We start from the raw sequence: 13,499 nt of genomic DNA on the forward strand, positions 1-13,499 counted from the left end.
TGGAATTTCAGCAGAAATGTCGACCCACGGGTCATTCGACGATAGCTAACTCTTCACCTTCAACTCCTCGCCGCGAACGGATGATCCGGCGGCTTCATTGTTAGCGCATTTTCCGGTATTAAAAAAATTGAATGTTCTCATGTTAAGATAAGGCAATCTCATGGCTGTCTCCATCCGGCAATTGCGCGCATTTATTGCGATTAGCGAACTCGGGAGTTTCACTCTGGCTGCAAGACGACTTCACGTGACGCAATCCGCGCTAAGCCTCTTGATTAGGGACTTAGAGCGAGAGTTGCGTGTGAGACTGATGGATCGAGGTCCGCGCGGCATTTCCCTCACTGTCGCGGGCTTTGACTTCCTTCCGCCAGCGATCAAGGTGATCGAAGACCTAGAAGCGGCGGTGAATGGAGCTGCTCAACTTCGCGACCGGCGTCGAGGGTTTGTCCGGGTTACCTGCACGCCTCTTTATGCCTCGACCTTCGTGCCGCAAGTCTTGGATGGATTTCGGGCGCGATTCCCTAACATAGACATTCGTCTGCTCGATACGCTGAACGAGGAAGTATTTCGACGAATACTCATTGGCGAGGCAGATCTCGGCATAGCCCCCCAGAGGCCTACACCTCCAGAGATTGACGAGACGCCCCTCTTCGTTGACCGCATCGACGCGATCTGCCCGCGCGGTCATGAACTTGCAAAGCGGAAATCGGTTTCCTGGAAGGAGGTGCTGCGCTTCCCGTTCATCAGCTTGACGAGAGACTTCACGGCTCGGCTGCAAGCCGATCTTTCAGATGGCTCGTCCTCGCTGGTGTTGTCGCCGGTTCACGAAGTTTCGTACCTCGCCACAGCCTTTGGACTCGTTAAGTTCGGCCAAGGCATCACGGCTCAGCCTCTAGCTGCCAAACCCATGCTCGCCTCTTTCGGACTAGTCGCAGTTCCGACGGTGCAGCCCATCATCCGCCGCCAGGTCTCACTCTTCACGCGACGGGGGCGTACTCTATCGCCGGCTGCGGACGGATTTCGTCATTTTGCGATCGGCAGCACAGAAAAGCTGGGCGTTTAGTCGATAACAATACGAAGCTACGTGGCCGGAACGAGATCGAACATCTAAGTCCGGACGTAGCTTTGGCCGCCAAGATAGAACCGTATGAGATCCGTGTTTGAATGCAGTTCTGGAGCAGTTCCTTCAAGCGCGATCCGACCGTTCTGCAGAATATAACCGCGTTTTGCTATGTCGAGCCCGAGCGATGCATTTTGTTCGGCAATGAGGATCGTCACGCCCTCTTCGCTTGAGAGCAGTGTGAGTCGCTCCGCGATTTCGTCGACGATCCGAGGAGCAAGGCCGAGGGACGGTTCATCGAGGACAAGCAACTTGGGCGAACTCATCAAGGCGCGTGCAATCGCAAGCATCTGCTGTTCCCCGCCGCTCAGCGTTCCTGCTGCCTGATCGAACCGATCGCCGAGACGAGGAAACATCGCAATGGCGTGATCAGCGGCTCGGCGCAAGGCGGCGGAACGGATGGCCGGCCGGGAGTAGGCCCCGAGTTCCAGATTTTCCCGGACGGTCATTTCCGAAAAAACGCCGCGTCCCTCGATCACCAGCGCCATCCCGTGCTCGACCCGAGCGGCGGCATCTAGCTTTCCCATGTCTGCATCGCGAAACTTGATAAGACCTGCAACCGGCCTCACCAGCCCCGCAATCGCATTAACGGTGCTGGACTTACCTGCCCCGTTGGCACCGATCAGGACAACAATCTCGCCCTGATTGACGTGAAGGTCGAGACCGTCGACTCCGAGGACAGTTCCGTAGCGGACCTGCAGTCCCTTTACATCAAGCATGTACGTCGCCACTCTCGCCGAGATAAGCGAGCCGTACTTTCGGATCGCTGATGACTGTCTTGGGATCACTGTCGATGATCGGCATACCGCTGTTCAGCACCAGGACGCTGTCAGACAGCGGTAACACCAGACTCATGATGTGATCGACAAGTACAATGGCGCGGCCGTTCGCTTTCAGTTCGCGCAGAAGGGACGCGAGTTGTTCGATGTCTGCGGAAGACAGGCCAGCTCCCGGCTCATCAAGCAGCAACAGCCGGGGATTCCCAGCGAACGCGGTTCCTATCTCTGTCAACCGACGCTCGTACTGATTGGTCTGGTCAGGATAGTGTTGGGCAACGTGCTCAAGGCCGACCTGCTGGAGAACATGACTTGCCTGGTGTTCGTCGCGTTGCGTCGCGCTGCCAAGCACGGACGCACCAAGCAGAATGTTCTCATAGACCGTCAGCGTCGGAATCAGCCGCGCGTGCTGGAACGTTCGCCCCAGCCCCAGTTGCGCGCGCTTGAATGCCGGTGCTGTCTCCACGCTCTGGCCGCACAGCTTGATCGTTCCGCCATCTGTTGCGATCGCACCAGAGATAAGAGCCAGCGCCGTCGATTTTCCCGCTCCATTGGGCCCGATAATCGATTTGATTTCTCCGGCGTCGACATGAAAGCTCAAGCCCGTTACGGCCTGCACGCCACCAAACGCTTTTTCGATTTCATTCACCGTCAGAACGCGCTCGTCACGATGAAACGTCGTATTCGGTACCTTCCGCGTGACCGGCGCGAAGAACGATCGCCGGCGCACCACACCCGCAAGGCCGTTCGGCGCAAACAACATGATGGTCGCCAGGATGGACCCGAAGATAACCGGCTGCCAGGTTGCCGCCTCGCGCAGCAGTTCCGGCATCCAGCCCAGAAGGACCACACCGAGAATGCCGCCCCAGATGCGCCCCATGCCGCCGACAACCAGCATGATCACAAGAATCAGCGAATAGTTCAGACCGAACGTATCCGGCGCGACAAATTGAACATTGTGGACGTAAAGGCTTCCGCTAAGCGCCGCGATTGCAGCGCTTGCGACAAAAACCGAAGCCTTGAGAAACACGACGTTGATGCCGCGCGCGGACGCAGCGGTTTCATCGGCATGAATGGCGCGCAGCTTCAGCCCAAGGCGCGAGCCGGCCAGATTCCAGAGCACGATGAGCACGACCGCGACAACGCCGAGCACAAGATAATAATAAACCAACGGATCGCGCAGAATATAGCCGCCCAGCCTCAGCCTCGGGATCGAGATCACGCCAGACGAGCCCCCGCTCCATTGTGACGTCACGCGGATCATTGCATCGAACAACACGGGAAACCCGAGCGTCGCCAGGGCGAGATAGTACCCGCGCAGTCGAAGCGTCGGCACGGCTACAGCCGCCGCGAGCAGCGATGCGGCGATCGTGCCAACCGGCATCGCCGCCCAACCCGACCAGCCGGCCTTTGTCGTTAAGAGTCCGGATGCATAGGCGCCGATGGCAACAAAAATTCCGTGCCCGAGCGAAAGCTGCCCGGCATATCCGAGCAGCAAGTCGAGGCCGATCACGACGAGAATGTTGAGAAGCAGGAAAGTCCAGACCCCGAGGACGTAAGCATCCTGCGACATTGCCGGGATCGCGGCGAAGGCCGCGAGTATTCCGAGGACCGGAGCTTGCCTGACCCCGACACCCGACCAGCCGGACGTTTTGCTCATCTCGCGGATCCCGCCGCCGCACGACCGAACAGGCCTTGCGGTCGAACCAGAAGAATAACGAGGAGCGAAAGAAACGCGTATGCGTTCTGCAGGTCGGACGAAATCAACCCGACGCCCAGGCCCTCAAGCAGCCCGAGAACCACACCGCCAACGACGGCACCGAACGGATTCGCAAGGCCGCCAACAATGGCTGCGGTGAACCCCTTGATCGCCAGAGGAACGCCGTTGTCGTACGACATCATCTGCGACGGCGTAATGAGAATGCCAGCGAGGCCGCCGATCCCTGCGCTTGCGACATACGCCAGCAGAACCATGCGCCTTGGCCGTATGCCGATCGTCTGCGCAGCGCGGCTGTCGTTGGCGCAGGCACGCATAGCTTTGCCGATCATGGTTCTGTAGAGAAAAACCCACAGCAGCGCGCAGACCGTGGACGTCGCAAGCAGGGTCGTGATCGTGCCGTAGTTGACGGTCGCGCCCATCAGCCGGATGGTGCCATCCGAATAGAGCGCGAAAGTTTTGAAGTCGGTGCCCCAGATGTGTTGCGCAAGCCCTTGCATGGCGATGGCTACGCCGATGGTCGTCATGATGTAGGTCAGTTCGTTGCTGCCCCGCCGCGCCGTTGACAGAAGCGACTGCAAGGCGCCGCCCAGCACGACGGACGCCGCAAGCGAGAGAGGAATCGCGACAGCCGTAGGAAGGCTGGCAGCCGTGAGGGAGACCGTGGCGAGTCCGCCGTAAACGACGAACTCGCCTTGCGCAAAGTTGATCACCTTACTGGTGTTGTAAATCAAGCTGAACCCGACACCGATCAGGCCGTACACGGCGCCGATTGCGAGGCCTCCTGCGAGGAACTGCGGGATGACATCCCAATCCATACTGATCAGACCCGGCTCTTACTTTTCATAATCGGCAAGACGCCAGCCGTCTTTGTCCGCGATCATCATCACCAACGCGTCGCTCCTCAAACCGGCGTGGTCCTGCGGCGTGAAGTTGAAGATGCCAGTGATGCCGACGTGGTTCTTCACGTTGTTCTCGAGCCAATCGCGGATCTGCGGATCGCCGTTGGTCTCCCGGATGGCTTGCAGCACCATGTTGGCGGAATCGTAGGCTATACCGGCGAACATGTCCGGGGCCGTTCCGTACCTGGCCCTGTACTTCGTGACGAATGCTTCGGCGGCCTTCTTTTGCGGATGAGTGTTCGGCAACTCGTTCCACACCAGAACGGGCGCACCGACGATGGGTTGACCAATTACGGCGTCGCCGACAGCGTCACGAAACGCACTGTTGGCTTGACCGTGACCGGAAATGATCGGGGTGGCCAACCCCAGTTCGCGTGCGTTTTTGTAGACGATCACCGACGGTGCGCCGAGGCCGTGCATGAAGATCGCATCGACGCCGGCTGATTTCAGCTTGGCGAGCTGCGATTTCAGGTCGGTGGAATTTGCAGGGAAGGATTCTTCGCGGTCCAGCGACACGCCGACGCCTGGCGCGAGCTTTCGCAAATTGTCACGTCCGTCTTCTCCATAAGCGTCGGCCGAATAGAGAATGCCAAGCTTCTTCCAGCCCGCGCGCTTGGCATAGTCGAGCACCTTGGCCACCGACAGGTCTCCGCCCTGCCCCGGCCGGAACACCCATTTGCGCTCAACAATCGGCTGCACGACACCGATGCCGGACACGGGACACAACAGCGCGACTTCGGCCTCGTTAACGATCGGAATGGCGGCCATCGCGCCACCGGTCCGGCTCGGTCCGATCAATGCGAGCACCTTGGATTGGTTGATCAGCTTGCGGGCCGCGAGAACCGTATCGGTTTCGGTGCTCTTGGTATCCTCGAACATCAATTCGATCTTACGGCCGCGGATGCCGCCGGCCTGGTTTCCTTCATCGACCGCAAGCATCACCGCGTTCTGTTCGGGCTTGCCCAGGAACGACGCGCCCCCGGTGACATCCAGCATGGCGCCGATCTTGTAGGGCTCCTCTGCCGACGCCGGTTGCGCGATGATGACGCCAAGGCCTAGGACGGCCAGTAAGCGGCGCGCCGATCGAACGTGATGCTGTTTTGTCATGATGTGTTTCCCCCTGCGACCCGCTTCTTCCTGGATTATGTGGCTCACGGTTGCCTTCAGACCTGAACGTCGTGCTTCTCCCAATAGGACTTTCGGACATCCCGTCTCAGAATTTTCCCGAATGAGGACATCGGCAATTCATCGCGGAAGTCGATTTTCTTCGGTACCTTGAAGCTCGAGAGCGATGCCTTGCAGTGAGCGATGAGATCACTCTCGCTCACGGTCTGTCCGGGCCTCAGCGTTACCGCCGCCACAACGATCTCGCCCCACTTCGGGTCAGGCGCACCGACCACTGCCGCCATGTTTACAGCCGGGTGTTTGTAGAGAATGTCCTCGATGTCGTTCGGATAAATGTTCTCGCCTCCGCTGATGATCATGTCCTTCTTGCGATCGACAATGTACAGGAAGCCTTCCTCATCGAACCGGCCCATGTCGCCGAGCGTGAAGAAGCTGCCACTTCGGGCACTGGCGGTGGCCTGCGGATTGTTGAAATATTCGCGGATGAGCGTCGCACCGCCGATGTGGATCTCTCCGACTTCGCCTTGCGGGACCGGATGGCCGTTCTCGTCGCGCAACTCGACGAACATGCCGATCACCGGACGGCCGACGGAGCGGACTTTCCGCAGCTGATCGGCGGGACCGAGATTGGTGACGAGACCGACCTCAGTACCGCCGTAGAATTCATTGAGACCGGCATTTGGAAGCCGCTTGATCAAGGCTTCCTTGGTGTGGGTGAGCAGCGGCGAGCCGCCGCTGATCACCATGCGCAGCGAACCGAGGTCGAACCGATCGATCTCCTCGCTCGCGACCATGGACGCCCACATCGTGGGAACCATGAAGGCCCATGTCGCCCTGTTTCTGTCGATCATGCCGAAGACATTCGCCGGTGTGCTGTCGCTGGAGACAATCACCGTGCCGCCGCGGAAAAGCTGAAGCAACGCAAACAGGGCCGGCGCTTCATGAAACAGCGGAGCCGCGACAAACTCCCTGTCATCCGACGTAATGCCATAAACCGTGGCTATCCGGCGCAAGCAGTCGGCGAATTCTCGATGCGGGTTCACACAGCCTTTCGGAAAGCCGGTGGTGCCCGACGTATACCCTTGAAAATAGCAGGTCGAGAGATCGGCCGGCACTTCAGGCTCAACTTCACGGCCGGATTGAACGAGATCCTCGTAAGAATAACTTCCCACGCCCTCGGGACCGTCGCTGACGATGTACTTCTTGCCGACGGTCAGAAGTTCATCCCGCAGCGATTGCACCATCGGGATAAACTGGGAGTCAAACACCAGCGCGCTGGCGCCAGAGTGATTGACGACGTACTCCACTTCGCTCGCAACAAAGCGAAAATTCAGCGGTACGACCGTAACCCCGAGCAATGCGGCTGCCTGATAGAGTTCAAGATACCGGCTGCTGTTTTGCATGACCACGGCAACACGGTCACCAGGTTGGACGCCGATGCCCGTGAGCGAGTCGGCCAGCCGTCGCACGCGCGACCAAAGTCGCGCATACGTCTGCTCACCTTCCGATGAAATAATGGCAACTTTTTCGGGCGTGTAAGTCGCGTGCCAGCGCAACGCATCGCCAATTCTGCTCGGCATGGCTTCTCCCCGGCATTTTTCTTCCAAACGATCGTACGTTCGATTAGCTGCGCGAGTTAGTGGAGCGGCTCATCGCAACCCGCGGGGGGGCGCCGCCTCCGGCCCTCCAAATTCGCTCAATCCGGAAGGTTGTAGCCGAGCTCGGCGAGACCAATCAGATCGCCGGTCGAGTCCTTGGCTTCGACGGCAATCTGGACCCAGTTCTTTCCGGGGCCATAGTGATGCTTGCGTTTGACCTTGCCGGTTGCTGTGACGGTTTCGCCCACTTTTACGGGCTTCGTGAACTTCGCATCGACGAATCGGATGCTGCCGCCGTTCTCGCCGACGACACCCCAGGCGCGCGTGACGACAGATGCGAGTGTCGACATAGTCATCATGCCGTGCCCGACAGTTTCGGGCATGCCGAAGACCTTTGCGCGGGAAGCCCATTCCTCGTTCGTATGAACCGGATTCATATCGAGCGACCCAAGCGCATACCGATCGATTACAGCCTGGGCATAGGACTGCACTACTGGCGGAAACTCGTATCCGGCATTGATCGTGCTGAAAGTTGGATCGGACATTTCGGGCTCCTTTGGTCAGGCGTTGGCGAAGCGGGCAACATCTGCCTGCGTTTCAGGGAGAATCAGCGAGCACCACCAGCGCGCCTTGAGCACGCCGCTCTCGTTGCGGAAATCGAGAAGCATCTGAAGGTAGGGCTTCTTGCGCTGAACGAATTTGTCCGTTGTCGTAACGGTCGTCGTGATCACCTCGCCATCCCGGAACGGCTCGAGAATTTCGATCCGCTGGTGGGGATTGCGGGCACCAGGCGTTCGGATCCACGTTCCGATACCCTTTTCACCGAGACTGTAAAACCCGATGGTGGTCACGAAGATCGGATGCTGCAGGACTGCGCCGGTTGGCGAGTTCTTCCGCGCAAAGTCCGGATCTATCATCAGGGGATCAGTTTCACCGCAGGCGCGGTTGTATGCGACGATGTCTTCCTCGGATATCTTGAACGTACGCATGGCCGGTCCGGAATCCCCCACGGTCGCCTGCTCCCACGTCTCATAGTTTTCCCAGCCGACCATGAAGTCCCGGGAGAAATGCCGCTGTTTTTCAGTTTCAATGTATTTTTCGAGACGCACGGGAACAGGCATGGCATCCTCCTTTGGCTCAATATCCAACCGAACGATCGTTAGAAAATTAACCTACCGAACGATCGTTTGAAAATCAAGACCAGAGAAATTCGGAGAAGCGGATGCCTTCGGCAGTATCGACAAAGGCGCAAAAGCCCAAGACCAGCAAAGAGATGGCGCCCAAAGCGGACCGCGCGACGAAGGGAATGCAGGCCAGGGAAAGAATAATTTCAGTCGCCGAAGCGATTTTCAACAAGCAAGGGTTCGACGGAACGTCGATGCGGGACATTGCGGCCGCCGCGGAAATGCAGCCGGCGTCGATGTATTACCACTTTGAATCCAAGGAGGAATTGTTGTGGGCAGTTTGGGAAAAGGGGGGAATTGAACTGCGGAACCGGGTCAATGCCGCCATCGAGGCAGAGACTGGCCCATGGCAACGCATGGAAACCGCATGCGTTGCTCACGTGACCGGTTTGCTGGATTGGCGGCGCGCAAATCAGGTCCTATTCGTCATGCCGCCTTGGCATTACCCTGAGAGCATCAAGGCGCGCGTGATCGCGCTCCGGCACGGGTACGAACAAATCTTCGTAAGCCTTATCGATGACTTGCCGCTACGAACCGGCATCGATCGCCGTTATCTGCGCCTCACGCTGATCGGCGCGCTTTCATGGTCTCTCTTTTGGTTCAAGAAGGAGCGCGACACACCAGCGGCTATAGCGAAGCAAATTTTATCGATGTTGCGTGAGGGCATAGAGGGCACGAAGTAGCGTAAAATTCCACGCCTGCCAAAACGCGAGGCGGTCATCATCCACTGCCGGGCGACGGCCGCGTGGCAAAATGGCCGACTGTAGGGCAGTCGGCCGGGGGTCCAAGTTGAGCGGAGCGATACCGCCTGCTTTGCGGGAGTCGCAATCCCAGTCAACTGCGAATCTCCTGAACCGATTCTCAAATGGAATTGACAAATATCCGTCTTGAGGTCGAATTGGCGTTCGGTTCTGCTAGAAAATGTTCACGACCTACGTCGGCAAGCGACTACTTAGCTCCCATGAAAGGCCGCGAATAGATTTGCCTCAGGTGCAGCATTATCTTGCGGCAGTTCGGCCAGTCCAGCAGCAGCGCTAGGATTGGTGCAAAGGAAGAACAAGGGAGGCGCCACAGATGGACCATATCGATACGACCAGGGAACTCTTCGCGCAATTCCGGGGGGACGACCGGCCAGGCCCGATCCACATGCTCAACTTGGTGCGCTTGCGCAAGGAAGCGGCATATTCGGACGGCCGGAAGGCGAGCGGCGCCGAAGCCTATGCGGCCTATGGCCGCGAGAGCGCACCGGTGTTCGAGCGAGTCGGTGGCCGGATCTTCTGGCGGGGTAAGTTCGAGTTGATGCTCATCGGTCCGCAAGAGGAGCGCTGGGATCACTGCTTCATCGCCGAATATCCAAGCGTTGCGGCATTTGTCGATATGATCCGCGATCCCGTATATCGCGAAGCGGTGAAGCATAGGCAGGCGGCCGTCGAAGATTCACGCCTAGTCCGCCACGCGGTGCTGCCGGTCGGCAGGAACTTTGGCGAGACAGCGCAGTAGGCGAGGGGCTGCGGATGTGGCCCATACACGGCCGCAACAACGGTCGCCCGCGGGTTCGCTGCTTCATCCCGGCCAGCCGGATGTGACCTGTAGTCGGGTCCGCCCACTAACCATCGCTGGCCCGACCTTGTTGGCCCTACCTTTCCCGTTGTGCCCGACCGAACGGCCGTGCCGCGCAGCGAAAGTTTCTCGGAAGCTCGCGTTTGACTTCCGTGGCACAGAGCTTGGGCCATCTGCGGCCTGACGCGTTTCGGGCAAGCACCTGATGGAGGCGGGTAGAACGCCGGCTAGGCGCGGAAAAGATCGGCGCATTTGCCACATTATCCGACATAGCGATGCCGCGGACCGCGCGCCACATCTTGGATGAGGAGATGATGCTGGCGCATGGTGCTGGCAACAAACTCGCGCTGCCGAAAGTCGTCTCGTTCGATCGGGTTCGGGACTTAGATATCGTCATCCCTTCACGCCGTCACGGGCTCAGGCGCATCGTGGACGACGCGGCCGCCAAAGCTGGCTTCAGCCTGAGACCCCGCTTGAGATTGGCACGCCGTCGGCTATCTGCGAGGTAATCGCCACGACGGGCATCTGGATTGACCAAGCTGCCTCAAGACGCCCCGGCTTGCCGGACCGCGATACTTCTCCGATATCGAAACGGCGAGCAGCCATCCTCTCATAGGCTTCGTATCGCCGCTATGGTGCTAGGGAATAGGCCTTAACACCCAGCTTCACATGCGTTCTATTTTAGAATTGACAACATTTGCTTCTGGTGATTACTTCAAGGAGCAAGTGAGAGAAACCTCCCGATAACTTGCATGACTCGGAGCCACCTTCATAAAGGTGGCTCTTTTTTCGAACCTCCGCTCTAACGGAACGTCGCTTAAGCGCAATGGTTTTTGTCGTCTGCCGATCCTAATTTGGCGACTTGAGCGAATGATCCGCGTGGAAACACGCCTCCTGTTGGAAATGTCGCGGGCGAGAAACGATGACCCCCTCTTCCAATTCTCAGATTTCGCGGTATGGCCGCTGGCTCGCGGAGAACAGAAGCCTCTCCTTCGCGAACTACGAGGAAATGCGACAGTGGTCTGTGCGCGATCTGGAAAGCTTTTGGCACAGCGTCTGGGACTATTATGATTTGCAATCGCCAACGGCGTTTTCGGCGGTGATCACCGAACGCAAGATGCCGGGCGCAATTTGGTTTCGTGGCGCGCAGGTCAACTACGCCCGCCAGGTTTTCCGGCACGTCACCGCAGCGGACGCTTTTGGTCTCCCGGCGATCGTCAGCGGCGGCGAGGATGGCCCTCTCAAAGAGACGAGTTGGCCCGAGCTACGGCGCAAGGCGGCCGCCCTCGCGCTGCACTTGCGCGAAGAGGGCGTTGGCCCCGGAGACCGCGTCGCGGCGTACTTGCCCAACATCCCCGAGACCATCGTTGCGTTTCTGGCAACCGCCAGCATCGGCGCGGTCTGGAGTGTTTGCGCGCCTGACATGGCCGCGCCTGCCGTGATCGATCGTTTCAAGCAGATAGAGCCAAAGGTTCTTATTGCGTGCGACGCCGTCACCTATGCCGGCCGGCGGCACGACCGCCGCGATGTTGTCGACGCGCTCAGGCGATCTCTGACGACAGTCCAGCATGTGATTCTGCATGGCGAGCGGATCGGGGCGCCCGACGCACAACTTTCCAGCGTTCTCGCAAGCACGAGTGCGGCTATCGAGGGCTTCGAACCGATCTGGCTTCCGTTCGACCATCCGCTCTGGATCGTCTATTCCAGCGGCACTACAGGACTACCGAAGCCAATAGTGCACGGCCATGGCGGCATCATCATCGCGATGATGGCACTGTTGGGCCTTCACAACGATATCGGCTGCTCCTATCACCCAAACTCGTTCGGCGAGCGTTATCACTGGTACTCTTCGACCGGCTGGATCATGTGGAACAGCCAAATCGGCGGCCTGCTCGGCGGCACCACCTGCTGCATCTTCGACGGCAGCCCCGGTGGCGCCAAGGACAAGCCGGACTGGACCACCTTGTGGCGCTTCGTCGCGCAGTCGAAAGCCACCTTCTTCGGCGCGGGCGCGGCGTTCTTCGCCAATTGCGCCAAGGCGGAGATCGATCTTGCCGCCGCCGGCGATCTGTCGCGGCTGCGCTGCCTCGGCTCGACCGGCTCGCCACTCAGCGCCGACACCCAGGCCTGGTTCAACGAACGCTTCGCGGCGCTGTCGAAGACCAACGGCAGCGCGGCGCAGGCCGACATCTGGTGGGCCAACATCTCCGGCGGCACCGATTTCGCCGGCGCCTTTATCGGCGGCAACCGCGAGCTGCCGCAAACGCCGGGCGCGATGCAGTGCCGGCTCCTGGGTGCTGCCGTGGAAGCCTTCAACGAACAGGGCCGCGCCGTGATCAACGAGGTCGGCGAACTCGTCTGCACCGAGCCGATGCCGTCGATGCCGCTCTATTTCTGGAACGACGAGGGCGATGAACGGTATCGCTCGAGCTATTTCGAGACCTATCCGGACAATTTCGACGGCAGCGGCCGCGGGCCGGTGTGGCGGCACGGCGACTGGCTCAAGGTCAATCCGGACGGCTCCTGCATCATCTACGGCCGCAGCGATGCCACCATCAACCGGCACGGCCTGCGCATGGGCACCAGCGAGCTCTATTCGGCGATCGAGGCGCTGCCGGAAGTGCTGGATTCGCTCGTCGTCGACCTCGAATATCTCGACCGCGATAGCTACATGCCGCTGTTCATCGTGCTGCGCGAGGGCGTCGCGTTCGACGGCACGATGCAGGCGAAGATCAACAAGGCGATCGAGGCCAGTCTGTCACGACGTTTCCTGCCGAACGAGATTTTCGCCGTCGTCGAGATCCCGCGCACGCTCTCGGGTAAGAAGCAAGAACTGCCGATCAAGAAGCTCCTGCTCGGACAGCCGGTGGAGAAAGTCATCAATAAGGAGGCTATGGCCAATCCGGCCTGCCTCGACTGGTATCTCGCATTCGCGCGCGACTATCTGGCGCGGAGTGCGGCTAACTAGACCACGCTTGGAGACGCCGGCGCGGCGTGCCTCCGTTTCAGTGCTGGTCGCGGCCAGGCCGGTGGGTAGCGTTCAACCCACGCGCAGGCAAAACGCAAGTCGGCCATCACCCACTACCGGCCGGCACGCGTGGCGGTAGGCGCGTGAACGCCGTGAACCCCTAGGGAAGCAGTGTGCTTCCAAATTCGCATGTAGATCACCGCAGTCGCATCCTGCTCGGTCCGCTCGCAAGATCAAGACCGGACGGGCCCTCGATGCGTACCCAGTCGATCTTGCCAGCCGGAATACACAGCTCATGCTTCAGATGATGATGATGATCGTGTCCCGGCCCTGGAAACGTTCGCTCGATCTCGCCGTCTGGTGCTTCTTCGGCCGCATCGTCCCTTCTGATGCAGGCAAGGAATGATGCTTCCCGCCTGGAGGGAATTGCTAAACGAAATTGCGGGGTTCTGAAACCCACCGCTTCACAAAAATCGCAATCTTGAAAGGGCCTTAGCTCGACCGCGATTGCCGTTCAGCGGCTCAGGCCTTCTTCACGGATGAGGAAGGGGT

Annotated in this window: 12 protein-coding genes; 5 read left to right on the forward strand and 7 right to left on the reverse strand. The window is 59.4% G+C overall.

What is annotated here, in order from left to right; translation table 11 throughout:
* Nucleotides 1-160 precede the first annotated feature (160 nt).
* On the forward strand, nt 161-1,060 hold the full coding sequence (locus GWG65_RS23525) for a LysR family transcriptional regulator (RefSeq protein ID WP_275197951.1): 900 nt from the start codon (nt 161-163) through the stop codon (nt 1,058-1,060).
* Between the two features lie 44 nt (nt 1,061-1,104).
* Here the strand turns inward: GWG65_RS23525 and GWG65_RS23530 are convergent, their stop codons facing one another.
* The 7 genes from GWG65_RS23530 to GWG65_RS23560 all read right to left on the reverse strand — a co-directional run bounded on the left by GWG65_RS23530 (nt 1,105) and on the right by GWG65_RS23560 (nt 8,356).
* Nucleotides 1,105-1,836, reverse strand: coding sequence for an ABC transporter ATP-binding protein (locus GWG65_RS23530; protein WP_275197952.1), 732 nt, complete (start codon nt 1,834-1,836; stop codon nt 1,105-1,107).
* Nucleotides 1,829-3,553: an ATP-binding cassette domain-containing protein gene (locus tag GWG65_RS23535; protein ID WP_275197953.1), complete on the reverse strand. Its 1,725-nt coding sequence runs from the start codon at nt 3,551-3,553 to the stop codon at nt 1,829-1,831. Before GWG65_RS23535 ends, GWG65_RS23530 begins: the two co-directional genes overlap by 8 nt.
* Complete coding sequence (locus GWG65_RS23540; protein WP_275197954.1) at nt 3,550-4,428, reverse strand: branched-chain amino acid ABC transporter permease; 879 nt, start codon at nt 4,426-4,428, stop codon at nt 3,550-3,552. The genes GWG65_RS23535 and GWG65_RS23540 overlap by 4 nt, the downstream gene beginning before the upstream one ends.
* Nucleotides 4,429-4,446: 18 nt before the next feature.
* Nucleotides 4,447-5,619, reverse strand: a complete 1,173-nt coding sequence (locus GWG65_RS23545; protein WP_275197955.1) for an ABC transporter substrate-binding protein — start codon at nt 5,617-5,619, stop codon at nt 4,447-4,449.
* Nucleotides 5,620-5,675: 56 nt separating this feature from the next.
* A complete protein-coding gene (locus tag GWG65_RS23550) occupies nt 5,676-7,217 on the reverse strand; it encodes an AMP-binding protein (RefSeq protein WP_275197956.1) in 1,542 nt (513 codons plus the stop codon).
* 116 nt (nt 7,218-7,333) lie between these two features.
* The gene (locus GWG65_RS23555) at nt 7,334-7,780 is read right to left on the reverse strand and encodes a MaoC family dehydratase (protein WP_275197957.1); all 447 of its coding nucleotides are present in this window, start codon (nt 7,778-7,780) and stop codon (nt 7,334-7,336) included.
* Nucleotides 7,781-7,795: 15 nt separating this feature from the next.
* A complete protein-coding gene (locus GWG65_RS23560) occupies nt 7,796-8,356 on the reverse strand; it encodes a hypothetical protein (protein ID WP_275197958.1) in 561 nt (186 codons plus the stop codon).
* Between the two features lie 101 nt (nt 8,357-8,457).
* Here GWG65_RS23560 and GWG65_RS23565 point away from each other — a divergent pair, with 101 nt between their 5' ends.
* The 4 genes from GWG65_RS23565 (at nt 8,458) to GWG65_RS23580 (ending at nt 12,947) form a co-directional block, all read left to right on the forward strand.
* Nucleotides 8,458-9,102 carry a TetR/AcrR family transcriptional regulator gene (locus tag GWG65_RS23565; RefSeq protein ID WP_275197959.1) on the forward strand — a complete coding sequence of 215 codons (645 nt, stop codon included), beginning with the start codon at nt 8,458-8,460 and terminating at the stop codon, nt 9,100-9,102.
* A gap of 391 nt (nt 9,103-9,493) precedes the next feature.
* On the forward strand, nt 9,494-9,919 hold the full coding sequence (locus tag GWG65_RS23570) for a DUF1330 domain-containing protein (protein ID WP_275197960.1): 426 nt from the start codon (nt 9,494-9,496) through the stop codon (nt 9,917-9,919).
* Nucleotides 9,920-10,293: 374 nt separating this feature from the next.
* Nucleotides 10,294-10,488 (forward strand): hypothetical protein, encoded by a 195-nt coding sequence (locus GWG65_RS23575; RefSeq protein WP_275198060.1) that lies wholly within the window; start codon nt 10,294-10,296, stop codon nt 10,486-10,488.
* A 413-nt stretch (nt 10,489-10,901) separates the two neighbouring features.
* Nucleotides 10,902-12,947, forward strand: a complete 2,046-nt coding sequence (locus tag GWG65_RS23580) for an acetoacetate--CoA ligase (protein WP_275197961.1) — start codon at nt 10,902-10,904, stop codon at nt 12,945-12,947.
* The last annotated feature ends 552 nt before the right edge of the window (nt 12,948-13,499 follow it).

This window comes from Bradyrhizobium sp. CSA207 (assembly GCF_029051685.1).
In the GTDB taxonomy this organism is placed as follows: Bacteria; Pseudomonadota; Alphaproteobacteria; order Rhizobiales; family Xanthobacteraceae; genus Bradyrhizobium.

Coding starts and splice junctions, on each gene's coding strand:
- GWG65_RS23525 (WP_275197951.1), top strand. CDS start 161: ATGGCTGTCTCCATCCGGCAATTGCGCGCATTTATTGCGATTAGCGAA.
- GWG65_RS23530 (WP_275197952.1), bottom strand. CDS start 1,836: ATGCTTGATGTAAAGGGACTGCAGGTCCGCTACGGAACTGTCCTCGGA.
- GWG65_RS23535 (WP_275197953.1), bottom strand. CDS start 3,553: ATGAGCAAAACGTCCGGCTGGTCGGGTGTCGGGGTCAGGCAAGCTCCG.
- GWG65_RS23540 (WP_275197954.1), bottom strand. CDS start 4,428: ATGGATTGGGATGTCATCCCGCAGTTCCTCGCAGGAGGCCTCGCAATC.
- GWG65_RS23545 (WP_275197955.1), bottom strand. CDS start 5,619: ATGACAAAACAGCATCACGTTCGATCGGCGCGCCGCTTACTGGCCGTC.
- GWG65_RS23550 (WP_275197956.1), bottom strand. CDS start 7,217: ATGCCGAGCAGAATTGGCGATGCGTTGCGCTGGCACGCGACTTACACG.
- GWG65_RS23555 (WP_275197957.1), bottom strand. CDS start 7,780: ATGTCCGATCCAACTTTCAGCACGATCAATGCCGGATACGAGTTTCCG.
- GWG65_RS23560 (WP_275197958.1), bottom strand. CDS start 8,356: ATGCCTGTTCCCGTGCGTCTCGAAAAATACATTGAAACTGAAAAACAG.
- GWG65_RS23565 (WP_275197959.1), top strand. CDS start 8,458: ATGCCTTCGGCAGTATCGACAAAGGCGCAAAAGCCCAAGACCAGCAAA.
- GWG65_RS23570 (WP_275197960.1), top strand. CDS start 9,494: ATGGACCATATCGATACGACCAGGGAACTCTTCGCGCAATTCCGGGGG.
- GWG65_RS23575 (WP_275198060.1), top strand. CDS start 10,294: ATGCTGGCGCATGGTGCTGGCAACAAACTCGCGCTGCCGAAAGTCGTC.
- GWG65_RS23580 (WP_275197961.1), top strand. CDS start 10,902: ATGACCCCCTCTTCCAATTCTCAGATTTCGCGGTATGGCCGCTGGCTC.